Raw genomic sequence first — 17,342 nt, 5'->3', positions numbered from 1 at the left:
TTTTGTATTGTCGCAGACCGCGTCCTAAAGGATTGTGATAAACATCACAATATAATGGCCGAAATAGGTGAAAAAGTTATCAATTTGTGACGAAAATCACTAAGTAGGCAATGGATTATGTGAGGATTATCCATGGGAGCGTGGCTTGCGGCATCCACTCACAGGCTAAGCCCAGTATTTACGCACCAAAAAAGCAGGTTAGCCATGTAGGCCAACCTGCTTTAATGTATGTGCCACCTTATTGTACCGGACCGATCTCCGTCTCGATGAGCTTGAATTCCGTCACGTCCGCAATCCCGCGATTGGTAATGCGGATCTCCGGAATGACCGGAAGCGCAATGAGCGAGAACGTCATGAACGGCGCATGGATGGAGCAGCCGAGCTGTTTCCACGCTTCCTCCAGGGCAGCGACTTCCTCGGCCACGACCTCGACCGGACGGTCCGCCAGCAAGCCCGCAATCGGCATCGCCACCTTCGCCAGCACCTGGCCGTTCTGCACCACGATCATGCCGCCTCCGCATGCTGCCAGCTCGTTCGCCGCAAGCGCCATATCCTCGGCATTTGTGCCCATCACGAGCAGGTTGTGGCTATCGTGCGCCACCGTGGAAGCAACCGCGCCGGACTGTAGTCCGAAGCCGCTCGCAAAGCCGAGCGAGATCTGCCCGGTTGCGCCGTGGCGCTCGATGCATGCCAGCTGAACCACGTCTTGGCCCAGGTCCGGCTGGATGACGCCCTGCTCCACGGCGAGCACCGCGGTCATTTTGGCGGTACGGGCACTGTTCTCGATGACGCGCACCACGTTCACTTCCGTACGCGCCGACGACTTTTTGCTGCGCAGCAAAAAGTCGTCGGCGGTAAGCGAACGCTGCAGCCGAACCGATTGAAAGGCCTTTTCCGGATACGAATACGCCGGGAACGCCTTCACGAGACGGCCGTTCTCCGCGACCACTTCGCCGTCCGTGATCACCACCGAAGGCACCATGCTCTTCAGATCGTCAATGAGCAAAATATCAGCCGTTTTGCCCGGTGAAATGCTGCCGAGCTCCATATCCATGCCGAAATATCGAGCCACGTTGATCGTGCCCATCTGGATCGCAGTAACCGGGTCCACGCCCTCCTCCATGGCGCGGCGGACCACATGGTTCATATGGCCGAGCCGCAGCAGCGTCTGCGGATACACATCATCCGTGACCAAGGAGATATTGTCGGTACGTACCTTGTCCTCCGTTACCACCTTAATCACTTCCTTCACATCCTGCCAAGCCGAACCTTCGCGGATCATCAGATGCATACCGAGGCGAACCTTTTCCAAAGCCTGCTCTCTCGTTACCGTCTCATGATCGGAGCTGACGCCGGTTGCCAGATAGGCTTGTAGCATCCGGTCGTCCTCGGCCGGAAAATGCCCCGTCACCGTCTTGCCCGCACGCAGCGTGGCTTCGATCTCTCCGCTCATGGTCGGATCGCCGTATACGACGCCCGGGAAGTTCATCACTTCGCCAAGCCCAGCGACGCCGGGCCAGGTCAGCCCTTCCTCGATATCGGCTACGCCCAGCTGCGCCCCGGCATCCTCCAGATCGAACGTCGCCGGTACGCAGGAAGGAATGGTGGTGAACACCTTCATCGGCAGCTGCTGCCCTTCCTCGTGCATCCAGCGCACGCCCTCCATGCCGAACACGTTGGCGATCTCATGGGGATCCATATAAACCCCGGTCGTTCCCGTAACGATGGCCGCTTTGGCAAACTCCGTTACGGTCAGCATCGTGCTCTCCACATGCATATGGCCGTCCAGCAGACCCGGCGAGATGAAGCGCCCATTCGCTTCGATCACCTGCGTCCCCTCTCCGATCGTATGATCGGCGCTGCCGATATAAGCGATGCGCCCGCACGCCATCGCCACGTCTATCCGTTCCTGAAGCTCACCCGTAAACACATTGACCAGCGTGCCGTTTTTGATGACCAGATCGGCTGGCTCTTGTCCTAAAGCAACCTTCCCCAGCTGCCGGCTGACCTCGTATCGTTTCTGTCTCTGGATTGAACTCATGATGATTGCACGCTCCCCTTTTTTTAGATATCAGAAAGTATAAACTCGGAAGCTTGTGACTTCCTAATCCCGCAATAAATACTTCTTCTTACTGCGGTCGTCGGTAGACGTTTTTCTTATAATGAATCGGTAAAAGCACAAAATCGATCTTGCGTAACACGCCAAACAACCCGGACAGCGTATCTGCCCGGGTTGCCTGCAACTATATCCATTGAGGAAGAGAAGTCCGCGCGGCAGCCATGCATTGCTAATAGTCTGCACATCACCCCATCCGTTAAAACGTGCTTAGATCCCATTTCAGGCGATCTTGCAGCCCGGCTTCGATGTTTATGCAAAGCCGGGCTTGGGGAGCGGATTCTCAACCTTCATGTAGTCAAGTCATTTACGGTAACCTGGTAGAAACGCCTGGGCCCTATTCCCCGGCATATACATCAAGATTTGATTTTGAACCATGACCCATTCAATTCTTTGGTCGTTTCATTTGTTGTATGAATTATAATCCTCCTGCCCGAGAAGTCAAGCCATTGGAAGGAACTGCACATCGCCCCTACTACCCGATCACGCCAATTTCCGTCCCATTCTCTGCACGCGCTCGAGCCATTGTCTTCTTGCCGTCTCGGGCATTTTGCGGAGCTGGGTAATGTTCGTGGCACGGACGGTGCCCACGCCGCAGAACTTCAGAATGGAATGCTTCATCATCTGATGTCCCGGCTGTCCGAGATAGAACCGGTAGTAAACGTACGGCGAATCCATCGTGACGATCAGACGGGCCGTCTTCCCTTTGAGCAGCTGCTCCGGCAAAGGCGAGTTCCGGCGGTACTTAAAGGCGAATCCCGGCAGAAAAACCCTGTCGATGAACCCTTTGAGCAGCGCAGGCATGCCGCCCCACCAATTCGGATACACAAACACCAGATGGTCCGCCCAGGCAATCAGCTCCTGTGCTTCTTGCAGATCGGGTTCGAGCGGTTGCTTGCCCTTATAGCCGCCGGACAGGTTCAGGTCAAACTCCATCTCCGCAAGCACCAGCTTCCGCACCTCCGCTCCGGATTCGCCCGCCCCCCTTGCATAGGCCTCCGCCAGGTGACGGCCATAGCTGTTTTCAATGGGATTGCCTTGGATGATTAAAACCTTTTTCATATGCATCCTCCCCCTAATAATTTGGTTAATAATCACTAACCTGATGGCAAAAAGAAAAGGTCACGCCTGACCTTTTCCCAAACCGGTTAATGCCAATAAATGCGCCGTTACTTCAGCTGCCAGCGGAGACAGCGGTTCTTCCAGCTCCCCCTGCATCGTGGATATCGCAAGCTGACTGAATGCACCGATGATCAGAACAGCCGTTAACCGTGTATTCTGCGGCGGAATAGCCCGCTGCAGCACCGCTTGCTCGAGCAGCTCCTCCAAAGCATCAAGCGGTTGGCGTCCCCTGCTCTTGACTACCTCGGTAAACAGCTCGTGATGCTGAGACAATAGCAGCAAGCCGTATTTATCCTCGTCATACGATTCAAGTACGCGGGTTACGAGAGCCGATAGCCTCTCCGCGAACGGGCCGGGCCGGGTAGCATATTCATCCACCAAGCGCGTATAACTGCCGCAATATTCGTCGAACGCCTCCGCGGCAACGGCATCCTTATTCGTAAAATGCTTATAAATCGCCGCATCCGTCACGCCTGCCGCCGCGCCGATCTCCTTCACCGATACGCCGTCCACGCCCTTCTCGGCAAAGAGCTTCATGGCTGCCTGCAAAATTTCCTTCTTCTTGCTGTCGAAATGAGGTTTCTTTTTCATGCTCATATCATAAGTGAACACTAACCAAATTGCAATAAGAGGCACAAAAAAGGCCCCCCCAAGACTTAGGGCGCCTCTCTTCGTACGTACTCTTTACGTTTCGTATATATCGCTAAAGACGCATGCCAGTCTTGGGCTCGGCCCTCCTGTCCAAGCTAAACCCCCGCTTCGATGGGAGTTGCCTTTACCTTGTTGCTGTACAGCAGCATGAGCGGAATGCTGATGACAAATGCGCCGGCCACAAGCAGGAACGGTATTCTCGGATCGATGCCGTACGCCCAGCCGCCAATGATGCCGGAAGGCGAAATGACGATGAGGATGAGCACCTGGAGCAGCGCGAATATTTTGGCGCGGTTCTCGTCGTCGATGGCATTGGCCACCGCCGTCTCCAGATACGGATACGTCATCATCGTGCCGAATGCGGCAATGACGGTGCTCAGGCTCAGCACCAGCAGATCTCCTTGCGGTGCAAACACCAGCATGACATTGGACAATACCGAGATGACAAAGCCCCATACCATCGTCCGGTGCACGTGCCGCTCCCCGATCCGGGGCATGATCCACCGCATGAATATCAGCATAATGACGGAGGAGAACGCCGGAAAAACGGAGATCAGGCCGCTGCCCAAATGCAAATATTCCACCATGAAGATGGAGACGTAGGTTGTCTTCACCGTCATCTGAAAATTAAACAGGATATAAACGCCGAAGATCATCAGCAGCAGCGGATTTCCCAGCATGCTCTTCATCACTTGGACATAGTCGGACATCCCTTCACGCAGGCCCATCGCCTTCGTTTCCTTCATTTTGCGGTACCCGATCTCCGTCTCCCTCGTCGCATAATGGCGCCCGATGAACTGGATCGTCATCAGGAGGCAGGCAAGGACGAACATGATGCGCACCCCGGGCACTAGCGAGAAATGATACACCAGAAGACCGCCGAGCGGCGCAAACAATCCGCCGACGACGCTAATCAGCTGCAGCAGCGTAAAGACATAGGTACGCTCCTTCGGCGCCGTATCCTCCACCAGCAAACAGTAAAAGGCGGTATGCGGCACCTTCTGAAAGCCGTTGATGACGGCGGCGATCACAAAAAACCAGAAGTTCTGGGAGACTGCCCAGAGCAGCGTGGCCACGCTCCAGCTCAGCACGTCGAAGTAAAGGAGCGCTTTTTTTCGGCCCAAACGGTCCGTTAAATACCCGCTGAGAAACGAGGACAGCACCTGCACAAGCAGACCGATCGAGGTAATCCAGCCGATCCCCGTCTCGGTTACCCCCAGTTGGTACATGTAGATGGAGGTGTACGTCGTGAACATGCTGTAAGGGATTAGAAACAGAGGCTCGTAAACGAGACAGCCCCGCGCATTGCCGGTCAATTGCCGAAACGAAGTTGAACCCATAATATCCTCCGGACATGAAATATAATCGTTGCCTAGCCATTATAGCGCACCCGGGGCGGGAGCAGGATAGGAAAGTTGCAGGATTTTTGAAGCGATTCCGAATATGCGGATCCAAGCAGCAGGGCTACTCCTTCCCGCGCGTACTTGCCCCCTCGCCTTCTTGTGCGGTGGCCTCAGGCAAAAATACGGTAATGGTGGTTCCCCTGCCCAATTCCGACCAGACGCTTACCCGCCCCCTATGCGCTTCGACGATCGCCTTCGCGATGCTCATCCCGAGTCCCGAGCCGTCCATGCTCTCTTCGGTATTCGTTCCCCGGTAGTAACGCTCGAACAGGTTGCAACGGGTTTCTTCGTCCATCCCCACGCCTTGATCCGCAACCACGATCGCCGCGCCGCCGGGACGACTCTCCACCCGGACCTCGACGTTAACCCCATCCGGATTATGCTTCACGGCATTCGTGATCAGGTTATCCATCAACCGCTGCAGCCACTTGGCATTGCCGTCGACGGGCAGCGCCTCTTCGCCGCCGATATAGTTGAAATTCGCATCCAGCGTGGCATCATTGACGTATTTCAGCACGCAGCGGCGCACCAGCTCATTCAGGTCAAGCCGGGTCCGCTCCTGAGGGCGGATTTCGCTTCTCAGACGGAAGACGAGCGAGAAATCGTTGATCAGCTCCAGCATGTAGTCGCCTTTTTCCCGAATTACGGTTCCCATCTCCCGCAATTCCTCCTGGCTCCAATCCTGCGGTGCATTCTCAAGCATATAGCCGTACCCTTGAATGGAAGACAAAGGTGTACGCAAATCATGCGATATCCCGGACATCCATTCTTCCCGATTTCGATCCAGCCGCTCCCGTTCCCGTTCGGTTTCGGCCAGCTGCTCCGCCATCCTATAAAAGGAATGGATCACTTCCTTGTACAGCCTGTAACGCGTGCGGAGCTTCCCGTTCTTGCGGAAGACCCGCTTCCGGTCCTTCGGCGTCAACACTTCCTCGTACGCTCCCCTGCCCATCCGCTCGAACCATCCGGTAAACAGCAGCAGCGGACGGCTGTACCGGTATCCATGCCATATCGCCACCCCAAGCGACAGCACAAGCACGCAGATCATCGTCCACAGCGCCACGCGGATCAGCTCGTTCATCATTGGCCGCTTCTGTTGCGACCCGTCCTGAGGCGTGTGATATACCCAGGTGTTGCCGCTGTCCGCATCGCGGTAAACTGCGATATGCGTGGAATACGTGCCCGGCTGCTCCTGCATGGTGATGATCTCTAGCGGGTGGTAGCTCACCTTATTATCGGAACCCGTCCCAATCGCTTGGACAACGCGCCCGTCCCGATCAATCACATGCAAATAACCGCCTAGATCGGCCAATTCGCGTCCCAGCTCGGCTTCATCCTCCGGTCTCACCTTCCCGCCGTCCTGAAAACGGGCAACCCATTCCCGAAGATGGTCCGAGCTCTTATCGATGCGTCCGATCAGATACAGCAGCGGCTCTTCATAAGTCAGATCCATCTGCCAATCCATGGTGTACTCGCCAAAGCGCCGCTCTTCTTTGATCTGAAGCAAGGTGCTCACCGAGTACGCTGACGGAACATCCGAATCCGTGTTAGTGGAGTATATCGCATTGCCCGCCATATCCACTACCTGCAGCCACATGCCCTCCTCCTGAAGCAAGAGCTCCCAATGATCGGCCAGCAGAACCTCCCCATTCTCCGTCACCGTCTCCGTCACGATGCCTTCCAGCACGCCTGCAGGAAAGTTGCGTTTGATCTCTTCGTCACCGATATGTTTGATCAGGAAGAATAAGAGCACGATCAGAAAGCAAAACATAAACGCCGAGAATGCAATTAATTGGTATGTAAAATGGAAGGCAAGCCTTCTGCGCAGCCTCATCGCGCTTTCTCCTTGATCAGCTTGTAGCCAAGCCCCCGGACCGTCAGCAGATACTGCGGGTTGCTCGGATCCTCCTCGATGCGCTCGCGGATGCGGCGGATATGCACCATGACGGTGTTGTCCTCGCCCATGCCGTCGATGCCCCATACCGCTTCGTACAGCTGCGACTTGGAGAATACGACCCCGGGATGCTTGCAAAAATACAGCAGCAGCTGAAAGACCTGCGCCGGACAAGGCACCGGCTCTCCCAGCACCGTCAGTTCGCCTGCGGCTTCGTCGACCTTGAACCGGCCGAAATCCCATGCGCGCTGAATCGCCTGCTGCTCTGCCGCAGCCGCCGGTCCAAAGCCGCCCCGGCGCAGACGCGCCTTGATCCTTGCAGCGATCTCCAGCGGATTAAAGGGCTTGGTGACATAATCGTCCCCGCCCATCGCAAAACCGGTCAGCACATCCAGATCCGACGCCTTGGCCGTCAGGAACAGGATGTGCGGACTGCCATAGGAACGGATCTGCGGACAGAGGTCAAATCCCGTGCCGTCCGGCAGCATGACATCCAGCAGCACGATATCCGCTCCGTGCGCAGCGATTTCGCTGAGCGCTTCCTTGCAGTTGGAAGCCGTGTATATTCGGTTAAAGCCTTCCTTGCGCAGCACCATCTGCAGCATTTTCACAATGGAAGGTTCGTCGTCTACGATTAGAATTCGCGTTTGATCCATTTTATCCTCACCCGACATTTATGCTAGCACAGCAACCTTAACAGGAGTTAAACAAATGCTGGAAGTGTTAAGAAAAAGTTAGGATGCCGTTTCCGAGTTATTTCGTTTGGAGCTTTATACTGGGTGTCAGAGGTGATTGACATGAATTCAAATAAACGTTCGACCGCCGTGGATGCGATTCGCGGCTTGAGCTTGCTCGGCATCCTGATGGCCAATATGCTTATTTTCCAGTACGGCATGTTCGGTAAAGACGAGCTGCATTTCTTCCAGCCTTCCACGCTGGACCTGATCAGCCATGACATGCTCAAGGTGTTCGTAGAGGGGAGCTTCATGCCTATCTTTACGTTCCTGTTCGGCTACAGCATGATCAAGATGCGGGAAAGCCTGATCGGCAAGGGGTTTAAATACGGACGCAGCTTCTTCCGCAGGTCGGTTCTTCTGATCGTACTCGGCCTGCTGCATTCCATATTCATCTGGGAAGGCGATATTCTGCTGTTCTATGGGGGGATCGGCCTCTTCCTGGTGCTGTTCGTGAAACGGAAGGCCAAAACGATTTTGATCTGGGGCATTCTCTTGCTCGCGCTGATGGCCGTCTTGGGGTACGGCTCCATGGAGCCTGCGGCAGGCGAAGCGGAGCGCATGGAGAACTATGTGAAGCAGTCCATCGAAGTCTACGGCAGCGGCACGTATAGCGAGATCCTAAACTTCCGGTCAACCGAGGAAATGCCCATCGACCTCCCGGACTGGCTGATGCTGCTGGTGATCCTGATTGCCCCTCTCATGAGCGCGCCGATGTTCCTGTTTGGCATGGTCGCCGCGAAACGCGGGCGCTTCCTCCATCCGTCCATGGAGATCAAGCTGTATTTAAGGTGGTCGCTGCTCATTCCGGTCGGGCTTGGACTGAAAACCGCAGGCGTTATGCTCGAATCCACGAACAACTGGAGCGGCGTCCTGATGATGCTCGGCGGCCCCCTGCTCGCGCTGGGGTATCTCCACCTGTTCGCTTCCTTATACGCCTTCTCGTCCAAACAATCGGTGGTGATCCGGGCGTTCGAAGCGGTGGGGCGAATGTCGTTAACGAACTATCTGACGCAAAGCGTTGTATGCGTATTGATATTTTACGGTTTCGGATTGGGCATGTTCGGCAAACTCGGCGTGCTGCAGGGAGCGCTGCTGGCGATCCTCATCTATGCCGTACTGGCAACGGCCAGCCTGCTCTGGTTGAAACGGTTCCGCAGCGGACCGGTTGAACGGCTGCTCCGTATAGGCACCTACTGGTCGTGGAGCGGAAGGGCAAAACCTAAAGCGGCAGCCCCGGCTTCCGCCGTACCTGCGGCAAAGCTCCCGGCTGAAGGTCCCCCCGCGACCTGAGTTTTCCTTCTCTTCGGGCATGAAGCCAGGGTTATCCCGGTCCCCTGAGATGAAATCGGTTCTTTCGTTCATGTATAATGGACGTACAAGAAAGAACAAGACATGTCGGGAATTATTCCGCTCATAAACCAAAGGAGGATCACGTATATGCTGGTTGTTACAAACTCGATCAAGGTCAAACCGGGCTTCGGACAAGAAATCGCGCAGCGGTTCGCTGAAGCGAAGGGCGTTCAGGAGATTGAAGGATTCGTGCGGATGGAAGTATGGCATGAAGCCAAGGAAGGCGCAGAGGCCGAGGAACTGAAGATCTCTACGGTATGGGAAGACGAGGAGGCGTTCAAGCGCTGGACTTCCAGCGAATCGTTCCGGCAATCCCACGGTCAGGGCCGCAACGAGAATATTTTGGGTGCATCCTTGAACAAATACGAGCTGCTGATCAGTCACAAGAAGTAAGCGAGACGTTGGATCCGGCAGCCGGATTCAGGCTGTCTTTAGACCCCTGCGAACAAGATGCAGCCCGGGCATTGGCCCGGCTGGATCTTTTTTTTGCGTATAATTGACCGTTTGGCATCCATTCCGCAAGCCGACGGATTCGCGGCAAAGCTCCCCACGGGGAAGTTATTCGTTAAACGTTAATCCCGGCAGCAATTCGGGGTTATGGGAGCGTCCCAGCTCCACCATGTACGCGTTCAGTTCGGGCAGCTCCGGGCCTGCCAATATATACGACTCCCCATCCACCTCAAACTCGCTCGCCACGCGAATCTGCTGCTCGCCCTGCACGACATCCATAAAGAACAGAAATCCCGGTTCCTCGTTACCCGCCATCCGTTTGGCTTGAAGGGTATCCACCCGCTTCATGATCGGCTCAATGTCCTGTTCCTGGTCGAGCACCATCCGCGTGCCATCCCCATACACGACTTGAATGGCTTTTACCTTCGCTGCGTCCAGCTTCATCAGTTTCTTGACCGAATACAGCCGTTGGTCCGCTGATCCGGTATCCTCGTTAATTCCGCTGCAGCCGGCGATACCCAGAACAACGAGCATTCCCACCATGATCAACACGAGTTTACTGGACATCCTTCATCCCCCCAATACGAAAATCTCACAATCCCTACCCGTTCCAGAGTCTTCAAAATCTTCAAATAGGATCACAACGAAATGGTTATATTAAGCACGATCAGGCAAGCAACATTCTATATGAAAGGAGTCTATATCCTATGGAAAGCACGCATGATTTTGTGGAAAAAATGAACGAGAACGCGGAGAAGGCCCGTCGCAACAAAGAGAATCACGGCAAAGGAACGCCAAGCGACAAGCTGCCAACCAAACAGCACGGCACCAAGAAATAGAATGACGTTTACCGCGATCCTCCTAGGATCGCGGCTTTAGATGCCGAGGCGCTCCCGCGGTATTGTTACCCGTGTCGCACCTCTTGCTACATATGGATTACAGACCTTCGGATGCCTGCTTCAGCAAGGAAGCCAGCGCTGCGTAGTCGACCTGCTGCCCGGCCGATATTTTGATGGTCTTCCGCTCTGGCGGCCCCTCGAACAGCGTCTCGGGCCATTCCAGCCCTTCCGCATTGAAAATCGTAAAGCTCACGGCGCTCTTCGCGACGCTGATTACCGCCGCGTATTTTCCGTTTTTCAGAAAATGCGGCTTTTTATATTGAAGCCGTTCCGCGACGTCCGGGATCGTATTGTGCACGAGCTCCCGAAGCCTCTCGCTGACTTCGACCTTCCAGGTATCGCTGATGGCTGCCATGTAATCCGTTACCTCTTGATTCATCTTATTGGCTCCTTCTGTATCGTAGTATGGTATTTTTCAAATGTGTATGGATTTCAATTTCGGATTGATGCTTCCGGCAGCTCTAGGCTCAGGCCTGATGAACCATCTGCCAAGTCATGCCGTACCGGTCCACCACTTCGCCGTAATAGGCTCCCCAAGGCTGCAGGGCAAAAGGATACTTCTCGGTCCCCCCGTCGCTGAGATGGCGATAAGCAGCGCGGGCGTCTTCCTCGTGATCGAACGTGATGGCCAGCCCCATGCTCGTGCTCTTGCCGGTTTCTTGAAAAGCGTCGGAGAGAATCAGCTGATTGCCGCCGGCCAGCGTTAACGACATATGCATGACTTTATCCTGATGGGCTTCGGGTATTCCCGGCATGTCTTTGAATGTAGTCAATAAACCGATCTCTCCGCCAATCGCCTGCATATAGAATTCGGCCTGGCCTCTTGCATCCTCGGAAATAATAAAAGGTACCATTTGTGCTTGCATGTTCATCTTCCTCTCGGTTCGATTTTTTTTGTTTTATATCTTAATGACGAACGGGATTTGACGTAATCGACACGACTTTCACATTTTTTTCGGATTTTTTTATATAATGCTGCCAAAGCGTATCTCAAGGGGCCGCTCGCAGGCATTCTGCCGCACGATCAAGGAGCAGCGCCCGCTCCCTCTGATTATCCGTCAGCGATGCGGCCAGCTTGAACTCCGCGCAGGCTTCGTCCAGGCGACCCAGCTTAAAGAGCAAGTCACCCCTCACGCTCGGTAGAAGGTGATATCCTTTCAAGGCCGGCTCGCTTCGCAAAACGTCAACGATCTCAAGCCCGATCTCCGGACCGAAAGCCATGGAGAGGGCCACGGCCCGGTTCAATTCCACGATCGGCGAGGGGGACACCTGCGCCAATGCCTCATACAGCGCGGAGATCCGAATCCAATCGGTCTCTGCGGCACTGGGCGCTCCGGCATGACATGCCGAGATGGCTGCCTGAATAGCGTAAGGCCCGGTCATTCCCCCCAACCTCTCGATTCGCTCAAGAGCGGCAAAACCGCGCCGGATCAATAAATAATCCCATAATGCCCGATTCTGGTCCATGAGCAGCACAGGCTCGCCCTGCGCATTGACCCGTGACTTGAACCGGGAGGACTGAAATTCCATCAACGCGACCAATCCGTGCACCTCGGCCTCGGTCGGCGCAATCTCCGCCAGCACCCGTCCGATACGAAGCGCTTCCTGGCACAGCAGCGGACGAATCCACTGGCTGCCCGATGAGGCGGCGTATCCCTCATTAAACATGAGGTAGATGACCTCGAGGACTGATGCTAATCGCGGCTTCAGTTCGGTTCCTTGGGGAATCTCGAATGCAACCCGGGTCGCGGACAGCGTCCGTTTGGCACGAACGATTCGCTGCGCGATCGTCGGTTCCGGCACAAGATAAGCGCGGGCGATCTCCGCAGTCGTCAACCCGCCGAGCAGACGCAGCGTCAGGGCTACGCGGGCCTCGGGGGACAGAACCGGATGGCAGGTCATAAAGATCAGCCGCAGAAGATCGTCGTTCACTTCTCCCGCCTCCGGCACCTCCATTTCCGAATCCATCCGGGAATCCATTTCGCGTCCCAACAGCTCATACTTCCGATCGCGCACCTTATTCCGGCGCAGCAGGTCCAGCGCTTTGCGCTTTGCCGCGGTCATAAGCCATCCGCCGGGGTTATCCGGTATTCCGTCATTCGGCCACCGTTCCAGCGCTGCAATGAGCGCATCCTGAGCCAGATCCTCGGCGAGGCCGATATCACGAACCATCCGGGTCAGATAGGCAATGATTTTGGAAGATTCGATTCTCCAGATGGCCTCGATCGTACGATGGGTATCGGCCGCCGACATTACGGATTCTGCCTTTGGATGTGTTCGCGCATTTCAAATTGTTTGGCCTGCGCTTCCGGGTCCTGCGTCAGCTCTGTCGGTTCGAATACCTGACGGAGCTCGATCTGCCCCGCGCCGAAGCCGTGCGGATCGGGCATGCGTTTGGCCCACTCGATCGCCTCTTCTCTCGTTTTCACTTCGATCAAGGTGTACCCCGCGATCAGTTCCTTCGCTTCCGTAAAGGGACCATCGGTGATTTTCGGCTTGCCTCCCGGCTCCGGATAAGAAATCCGGATGGCGCCCGAGCTTGGATGGAGCCCATCCGCAGCAAGCAGCACGCCCGCCCTCGCCAGCTCCATGTTGTACCTCATCATGGCATCCAATTGCTCTGCGCTTGGCAGCACGCCTGCCTCGGAATCCTCGGTTGCTTTCACGATCATCATAAATCTCATGTTTCTTCCCCTCCTGGTTATCGTTGCTTTCGCTTAAATTTTTCGTCCTATGTTTAACCAACGAATAGAGTTTCCCCTAATCGACAAACGCTTCACATTTTTCAATAAAAAAAATAATAAGTAACAACCATTTCGTTATAGGACCGTGTATTCCTGTTTAAAACGTTCGGCTCCACGAAAAAAAGACCGATCAAGACAAACGCTTGATTGGTCGATGGAGGGGCGATGATCCTTATCCAAGCCCGTTCCTATGGCAGGCAGTTCATCCCATGGACTTCGCCCGCTCCCGATACGTCTTATTTTTTGCCCGATTGCCGCAGGCCTTCATTGAGCACCACTTGCCCGTTCCCGGCCTGGAGCGGTCAACGAATACCCACTGGCAATCCGCGGCTGTGCACACTCTCAATCTGTTCCACACGTTGTTCTCACGAAGCCTGAATACCAGAATCAGCAGCCGGGCCAAGCCCCCTCTTCCTTGTGCATCCACTGGCTCAATGGCGTCAGAGGCTTCACTGAAGCTATAGGCGAACCGGAATCGGCCGGCTGCACGGTTTAACGCTTGGAAGCCCGCTTCCTTGTGGTCATGTATATTATTCGGAATGGCTGCCCTTAAGCCGCCCCGCAGATCGCGGGCCAAAGCCAGATCCTCTTCGGATACGGTGTCCTGTTTCAGAATAAAACCGTTTTTTAACAGCCATGTACGCAGATCGTCCGCGGTAGAAAGCAGCTCCAAACCCGGGTCCCCCTCATACCGCATCCGTTTATCATGGGTGTTGATAAAATCGGCGATGATTTCGAGCTGCTCAAATTCATTTCCCACAACAAACAAACCTCCTATTGATTTACCTATAACAAACCAGTAAAGTGTATTTATCGGTTAGTTAACCATTTATAATATTTTAATGGTCATCACATTAAAAGAAAGCACCCCTGCTCCATTTTTATCTATTCTGCTGCAGGTCTGCTGGTATCAGTATACCAGACTCCCATTCTTCCTAAGAGGTGAAACGAATGAATATCCAACCGTTTTCTTTTCAAATCGAGTCCGCTGCCATCGACGATTTATATCGGCGCCTAGACATGACCCGGTGGCCTGACGAAATCCCCGGCGGAAATTGGAATTATGGCATCCCCCTTGATTTCATGAAGGACATGGTCGCCTACTGGAGGCATGAATTCGATTGGGGAGCCTTCCGGCGCTCCATTCAGACTTATCCGAATTATATCGCCCAAATCGATGGAATCGATATTCACTTTATACATATCAAGGGCAGCGGCGAACACTCCGTACCGCTCCTCATTGCTCATGGTTGGCCGAGCTCCTTCTATGAAATGCTGGAACTTATCCCATATCTTATGAATCCTGGGCAATTCGGCGGTCATGCGGAAATTTCCTTTGACGTTGTCATACCGTCTATCCCGGGCCATGGGTTCTCCGGCATTCCTCTACGTCCGGGCTTTGAGGACCGTCAGGCCGGGGAACTGCTCATGAAACTAATGACAGGGCTTGGTTATGAACGATTCGGCGCACATGGCTACGATATCGGTGCCAGCATCCTCGGACTTATGTGTCTTGACCATCCCGACCGGTTCATCGGCTATCATACCACCTCGCCTGGGAACCCAAGTCCCTATGCGGATTCGTCTTCCACGCTGTCCGACGAGGAGACCGCTTTCCTCGAATATCAGAAGCAATGGGAACGCGAGGAGGGCGCTTACGCCCATATCCTGGGCACACGTCCGCAGACCGCGGCCTATGGTTTGCATGATTCGCCCGTAGCGCTGGCCGCGTTCATTCTGGAAAAATGGCACTATTGGACCTCTCCCGAGGATGATAACGTCTTGCAGCATTTCAGCAAGGAACAGCTCATGGCCAACGTCTCCATTTACTGGCTGACCCAGAGCATCAATGCCTCGAACCGTTATTATTATGAAGGCAAGCATACAAGGTGGCCGGGGCCCGAAGAGTTTTCACCTGTACCGCACGGAGTCACCTTAACCGCTCAGCGGAATGAGCGTCCGCCCCGGACATTCGTGGAGCGGATATTTCCGAATGTGATCCACTGGAAGGACCTGAATGCGGGCGGGCATTTCATTGCCGCGGAACAACCCTCCTGGATTGCCGAGCAAATCACGGCCTTCTTCAAGCAGATTTGCGATTCGCCGCAGGAGGCACTATAATTTTACGACTAACGAAACAAGGACATCCCCGCTCCGGTACCGAAATGATTAACTACCATTTCTCATGAATGCGGTGATCTCTTATGGACACTAAGATCCCGAACCGGATCCATATTATCGGCTCCGTCGGCAGCGGCAAGACAACGCTTGCCCGGAAGCTGTCCGCCCGGTTTAATCTCCCTTATTACGAGCTCGACAATGTCGTATGGGAGCGGGCCCAGCCGGACGATATCAGGAGGAGTGAGGCGGATCGGGACGCGCTATTGCTAAGCATCGTGAACACGAATGGCTGGATCATCGAGGGCGCTCATCTGAAATGGGTCAGCCCCAGCTTCCGCCATGCGGATCTCATCGTTTTTCTGAACCCGTCCTACTCCACAATAACCTACCGGATCATCACAAGGTTCATCAAGCAACGACTGCGACTTGAACAAGCGCACTATACCCCTACTTGGGACATGCTCAAAAAAATGTTCGATTGGAGCGCCTCCTATCAGCGGGAGGGCAGATATCAGATCCAGGACACGCTTGCGGATTATCCCGGCAAAGTGGTCGTCGTGAGGAGCCATGAACAACTCATGCAGGAGCTTAAGCAGCGGATGCCCTCCATAGAACACCAAGAAAGGACCTCCGGTTAACCGGAGGTCCTTCCCGCTTAGAAAATATCCATGCTGAGATACCGCTCTCCCGTATCCGGGGCAATGCAGACAACCCGCTTCCCTTCCCCCAGCCGCTTCGCTACGCGAAGGGCCGCGAATACCGATGCGCCGGAGGATGGGCCTACCAGTATTCCTTCCTTGCGGGCCAAATTCCGAACGGTCTGCAATGCATCCTCGTCGGCGATCTGGATAATCTCGTCATATACGCTTGTATTCAGGATCTTTGGTACGAAGCCCGGGCTTGTGCCCACGAGCTTGTGCGGTCCCGGCTGTCCGCCGGAGAGCACGGACGAGCCCTGCGGCTCGACCACCGCGATATGGAGGTTCGGCAAAGACTTCCTCAGCTCTTCCCCGGTTCCGGTTACGGTGCCGCCCGTTCCCGCCGTCGCCACGAAGGCGTCCAGCCGCCCTTCCATCTGTTCCATTATTTCCGGTGCTGTCGTCACCCTGTGAATGTCCGGGTTGGCCGCATTCTCGAACTGCTGCGGAATGAAGCTGCCCGGAATCTGCTCCCTAAGCACGAGCGCCTTGGCAATCGAGCCCGGCATGCGTTCGCTGCTCGGTGTCAGCACGACCTCCGCACCGTAGGCCTTCAAGATATTAATCCGTTCCTTGGACATGTTGTCCGGCATAATCAAGATGGCCCGATAGCCCTTGGCGGCTGCAATCATCGCCAAGCCGATGCCGGTATTCCCGCTCGTCGGCTCGATAATGGTGCCGCCCGGTTGGAGCAGGCCTTGCTCCTCCGCGGTATGAATTAGATTGTAGGCCGCGCGGTCCTTCACGCTGCCGGAAGGATTGAATCTCTCAAGCTTTACATAGACGTCGGCTGATCCTTCTGGCACTACCCGCCGAAGTTTCACCATTGGCGTCTGGCCGATCATATCAACCACACTATTATAGATCTCCATGATGTTGATCTTCTCCTTTTATATATGAAGTGAAGTCATTCTCCAATCAAACCATATGACTCACAAAGACAATAAGCTTACTCGGATTATAACAAAAACGTTGATCGACGTACATTCGCAGATGACAGACCGCATTTAAAGGAAGTTTTTCTTGCGATATCAGGAAGAACATGCTTCGAAGTTTATACTCTCTGCTATCTAAACAAAAACGTTGATCGACGTACATTGCAGATGACAGACCGCATTTAAAGGAAGTTTTTCTTGCGATATCAGGAAGATCATGAA

At 54.6% G+C, this 17,342-nt stretch carries 18 protein-coding genes and 1 riboswitch; of the genes, 5 read left to right on the top strand and 13 right to left on the bottom strand.

Features of this window, described 5'->3' with window-relative positions; all coding sequences use genetic code 11:
• Positions 1 to 238 precede the first annotated feature (238 nt).
• The 6 genes from ade to JNUCC32_RS26660 all read right to left on the bottom strand — a co-directional run bounded on the left by ade (position 239) and on the right by JNUCC32_RS26660 (position 7,842).
• The gene (ade, locus tag JNUCC32_RS26685; protein WP_192570336.1) at positions 239 to 2,041 is read right to left on the bottom strand and encodes an adenine deaminase; all 1,803 of its coding nucleotides are present in this window, start codon (positions 2,039 to 2,041) and stop codon (positions 239 to 241) included.
• Between the two features lie 350 nt (positions 2,042 to 2,391).
• Positions 2,392 to 2,493, bottom strand: a riboswitch (purine riboswitch).
• 106 nt (positions 2,494 to 2,599) lie between these two features.
• A complete protein-coding gene (locus JNUCC32_RS26680) occupies positions 2,600 to 3,178 on the bottom strand; it encodes an NAD(P)H-dependent oxidoreductase (protein WP_192570335.1) in 579 nt (192 codons plus the stop codon).
• Between the two features lie 60 nt (positions 3,179 to 3,238).
• Positions 3,239 to 3,829 (bottom strand): TetR/AcrR family transcriptional regulator, encoded by a 591-nt coding sequence (locus JNUCC32_RS26675; protein WP_192572733.1) that lies wholly within the window; start codon positions 3,827 to 3,829, stop codon positions 3,239 to 3,241.
• 155 nt (positions 3,830 to 3,984) lie between these two features.
• The gene (locus JNUCC32_RS26670; protein ID WP_192570334.1) at positions 3,985 to 5,229 is read right to left on the bottom strand and encodes an MFS transporter; all 1,245 of its coding nucleotides are present in this window, start codon (positions 5,227 to 5,229) and stop codon (positions 3,985 to 3,987) included.
• Between the two features lie 124 nt (positions 5,230 to 5,353).
• Positions 5,354 to 7,126 (bottom strand): sensor histidine kinase, encoded by a 1,773-nt coding sequence (locus tag JNUCC32_RS26665; RefSeq protein ID WP_192570333.1) that lies wholly within the window; start codon positions 7,124 to 7,126, stop codon positions 5,354 to 5,356.
• Positions 7,123 to 7,842: a response regulator transcription factor gene (locus JNUCC32_RS26660; protein WP_192570332.1), complete on the bottom strand. Its 720-nt coding sequence runs from the start codon at positions 7,840 to 7,842 to the stop codon at positions 7,123 to 7,125. Before JNUCC32_RS26660 ends, JNUCC32_RS26665 begins: the two co-directional genes overlap by 4 nt.
• 141 nt (positions 7,843 to 7,983) lie before the next feature.
• On the opposite strand from JNUCC32_RS26660, the gene JNUCC32_RS26655 reads away from it, so the two are divergent.
• Together JNUCC32_RS26655 and JNUCC32_RS26650 are read left to right on the top strand one after the other, a co-directional pair.
• Positions 7,984 to 9,213: a DUF418 domain-containing protein gene (locus tag JNUCC32_RS26655; protein WP_192570331.1), complete on the top strand. Its 1,230-nt coding sequence runs from the start codon at positions 7,984 to 7,986 to the stop codon at positions 9,211 to 9,213.
• 147 nt (positions 9,214 to 9,360) lie between these two features.
• Positions 9,361 to 9,666 carry an antibiotic biosynthesis monooxygenase gene (locus JNUCC32_RS26650; RefSeq protein ID WP_036659302.1) on the top strand — a complete coding sequence of 102 codons (306 nt, stop codon included), beginning with the start codon at positions 9,361 to 9,363 and terminating at the stop codon, positions 9,664 to 9,666.
• 165 nt (positions 9,667 to 9,831) lie between these two features.
• Here JNUCC32_RS26650 and JNUCC32_RS26645 read toward each other — a convergent pair whose 3' ends face one another.
• Entirely contained in the window at positions 9,832 to 10,290 is a 459-nt protein-coding gene (locus JNUCC32_RS26645; protein WP_015737850.1) for a hypothetical protein, read from the bottom strand.
• A gap of 140 nt (positions 10,291 to 10,430) precedes the next feature.
• Here JNUCC32_RS26645 and JNUCC32_RS26640 point away from each other — a divergent pair, with 140 nt between their 5' ends.
• The gene (locus JNUCC32_RS26640; protein WP_009590359.1) at positions 10,431 to 10,562 is read left to right on the top strand and encodes a DUF4023 domain-containing protein; all 132 of its coding nucleotides are present in this window, start codon (positions 10,431 to 10,433) and stop codon (positions 10,560 to 10,562) included.
• A gap of 97 nt (positions 10,563 to 10,659) precedes the next feature.
• On the opposite strand, the gene JNUCC32_RS26635 is transcribed toward JNUCC32_RS26640, so the two are convergent.
• The 5 genes from JNUCC32_RS26635 to JNUCC32_RS26615 all read right to left on the bottom strand — a co-directional run bounded on the left by JNUCC32_RS26635 (position 10,660) and on the right by JNUCC32_RS26615 (position 14,126).
• Positions 10,660 to 11,001 (bottom strand): DUF1801 domain-containing protein, encoded by a 342-nt coding sequence (locus JNUCC32_RS26635; RefSeq protein WP_119850991.1) that lies wholly within the window; start codon positions 10,999 to 11,001, stop codon positions 10,660 to 10,662.
• 88 nt (positions 11,002 to 11,089) lie between these two features.
• A complete protein-coding gene (locus JNUCC32_RS26630; RefSeq protein ID WP_096775777.1) occupies positions 11,090 to 11,488 on the bottom strand; it encodes a VOC family protein in 399 nt (132 codons plus the stop codon).
• Between the two features lie 124 nt (positions 11,489 to 11,612).
• On the bottom strand, positions 11,613 to 12,875 hold the full coding sequence (locus JNUCC32_RS26625) for an RNA polymerase sigma factor (protein WP_096775776.1): 1,263 nt from the start codon (positions 12,873 to 12,875) through the stop codon (positions 11,613 to 11,615).
• A complete protein-coding gene (locus tag JNUCC32_RS26620; protein ID WP_145039404.1) occupies positions 12,875 to 13,306 on the bottom strand; it encodes a YciI family protein in 432 nt (143 codons plus the stop codon). Before JNUCC32_RS26620 ends, JNUCC32_RS26625 begins: the two co-directional genes overlap by 1 nt.
• A gap of 262 nt (positions 13,307 to 13,568) precedes the next feature.
• A complete protein-coding gene (locus tag JNUCC32_RS26615; protein ID WP_192570330.1) occupies positions 13,569 to 14,126 on the bottom strand; it encodes a CGNR zinc finger domain-containing protein in 558 nt (185 codons plus the stop codon).
• Positions 14,127 to 14,317: 191 nt separating this feature from the next.
• Here JNUCC32_RS26615 and JNUCC32_RS26610 point away from each other — a divergent pair, with 191 nt between their 5' ends.
• Positions 14,318 to 15,487 (top strand): epoxide hydrolase family protein, encoded by a 1,170-nt coding sequence (locus tag JNUCC32_RS26610; protein WP_192570329.1) that lies wholly within the window; start codon positions 14,318 to 14,320, stop codon positions 15,485 to 15,487.
• Positions 15,488 to 15,570: 83 nt separating this feature from the next.
• Positions 15,571 to 16,125, top strand: coding sequence for a P-loop NTPase family protein (locus tag JNUCC32_RS26605; RefSeq protein ID WP_192570328.1), 555 nt, complete (start codon positions 15,571 to 15,573; stop codon positions 16,123 to 16,125).
• 17 nt (positions 16,126 to 16,142) lie between these two features.
• Here JNUCC32_RS26605 and cysK read toward each other — a convergent pair whose 3' ends face one another.
• Positions 16,143 to 17,057 (bottom strand): cysteine synthase A, encoded by a 915-nt coding sequence (cysK, locus tag JNUCC32_RS26600; RefSeq protein WP_192570327.1) that lies wholly within the window; start codon positions 17,055 to 17,057, stop codon positions 16,143 to 16,145.
• Positions 17,058 to 17,342 lie beyond the last annotated feature (285 nt).

Origin of the sequence: Paenibacillus sp. JNUCC32, from assembly GCF_014863545.1 — a bacterium.
GTDB classification, from domain to species: domain Bacteria; phylum Bacillota; class Bacilli; order Paenibacillales; family Paenibacillaceae; genus Paenibacillus_AQ; species Paenibacillus_AQ lautus_A.
This window is presented reverse-complemented; position numbering and strand designations above follow the sequence as displayed.

Excerpts from the sequence above, each read along its gene's own strand:
- JNUCC32_RS26665 (WP_192570333.1), bottom strand. The coding sequence starts at position 7,126 with ATGAGGCTGCGCAGAAGGCTTGCCTTCCATTTTACATACCAATTAATT.
- JNUCC32_RS26655 (WP_192570331.1), top strand. The coding sequence starts at position 7,984 with ATGAATTCAAATAAACGTTCGACCGCCGTGGATGCGATTCGCGGCTTG.
- JNUCC32_RS26680 (WP_192570335.1), bottom strand. The coding sequence starts at position 3,178 with ATGAAAAAGGTTTTAATCATCCAAGGCAATCCCATTGAAAACAGCTAT.
- JNUCC32_RS26620 (WP_145039404.1), bottom strand. The coding sequence starts at position 13,306 with ATGAGATTTATGATGATCGTGAAAGCAACCGAGGATTCCGAGGCAGGC.
- JNUCC32_RS26645 (WP_015737850.1), bottom strand. The coding sequence starts at position 10,290 with ATGTCCAGTAAACTCGTGTTGATCATGGTGGGAATGCTCGTTGTTCTG.
- JNUCC32_RS26650 (WP_036659302.1), top strand. The coding sequence starts at position 9,361 with ATGCTGGTTGTTACAAACTCGATCAAGGTCAAACCGGGCTTCGGACAA.
- JNUCC32_RS26630 (WP_096775777.1), bottom strand. The coding sequence starts at position 11,488 with ATGCAAGCACAAATGGTACCTTTTATTATTTCCGAGGATGCAAGAGGC.
- JNUCC32_RS26640 (WP_009590359.1), top strand. The coding sequence starts at position 10,431 with ATGGAAAGCACGCATGATTTTGTGGAAAAAATGAACGAGAACGCGGAG.
- JNUCC32_RS26670 (WP_192570334.1), bottom strand. The coding sequence starts at position 5,229 with ATGGGTTCAACTTCGTTTCGGCAATTGACCGGCAATGCGCGGGGCTGT.
- JNUCC32_RS26660 (WP_192570332.1), bottom strand. The coding sequence starts at position 7,842 with ATGGATCAAACGCGAATTCTAATCGTAGACGACGAACCTTCCATTGTG.
- cysK (WP_192570327.1), bottom strand. The coding sequence starts at position 17,057 with ATGGAGATCTATAATAGTGTGGTTGATATGATCGGCCAGACGCCAATG.
- JNUCC32_RS26625 (WP_096775776.1), bottom strand. The coding sequence starts at position 12,875 with ATGTCGGCGGCCGATACCCATCGTACGATCGAGGCCATCTGGAGAATC.
- JNUCC32_RS26610 (WP_192570329.1), top strand. The coding sequence starts at position 14,318 with ATGAATATCCAACCGTTTTCTTTTCAAATCGAGTCCGCTGCCATCGAC.
- JNUCC32_RS26675 (WP_192572733.1), bottom strand. The coding sequence starts at position 3,829 with ATGAAAAAGAAACCTCATTTCGACAGCAAGAAGAAGGAAATTTTGCAG.
- JNUCC32_RS26635 (WP_119850991.1), bottom strand. The coding sequence starts at position 11,001 with ATGAATCAAGAGGTAACGGATTACATGGCAGCCATCAGCGATACCTGG.
- ade (WP_192570336.1), bottom strand. The coding sequence starts at position 2,041 with ATGAGTTCAATCCAGAGACAGAAACGATACGAGGTCAGCCGGCAGCTG.
- JNUCC32_RS26605 (WP_192570328.1), top strand. The coding sequence starts at position 15,571 with ATGGACACTAAGATCCCGAACCGGATCCATATTATCGGCTCCGTCGGC.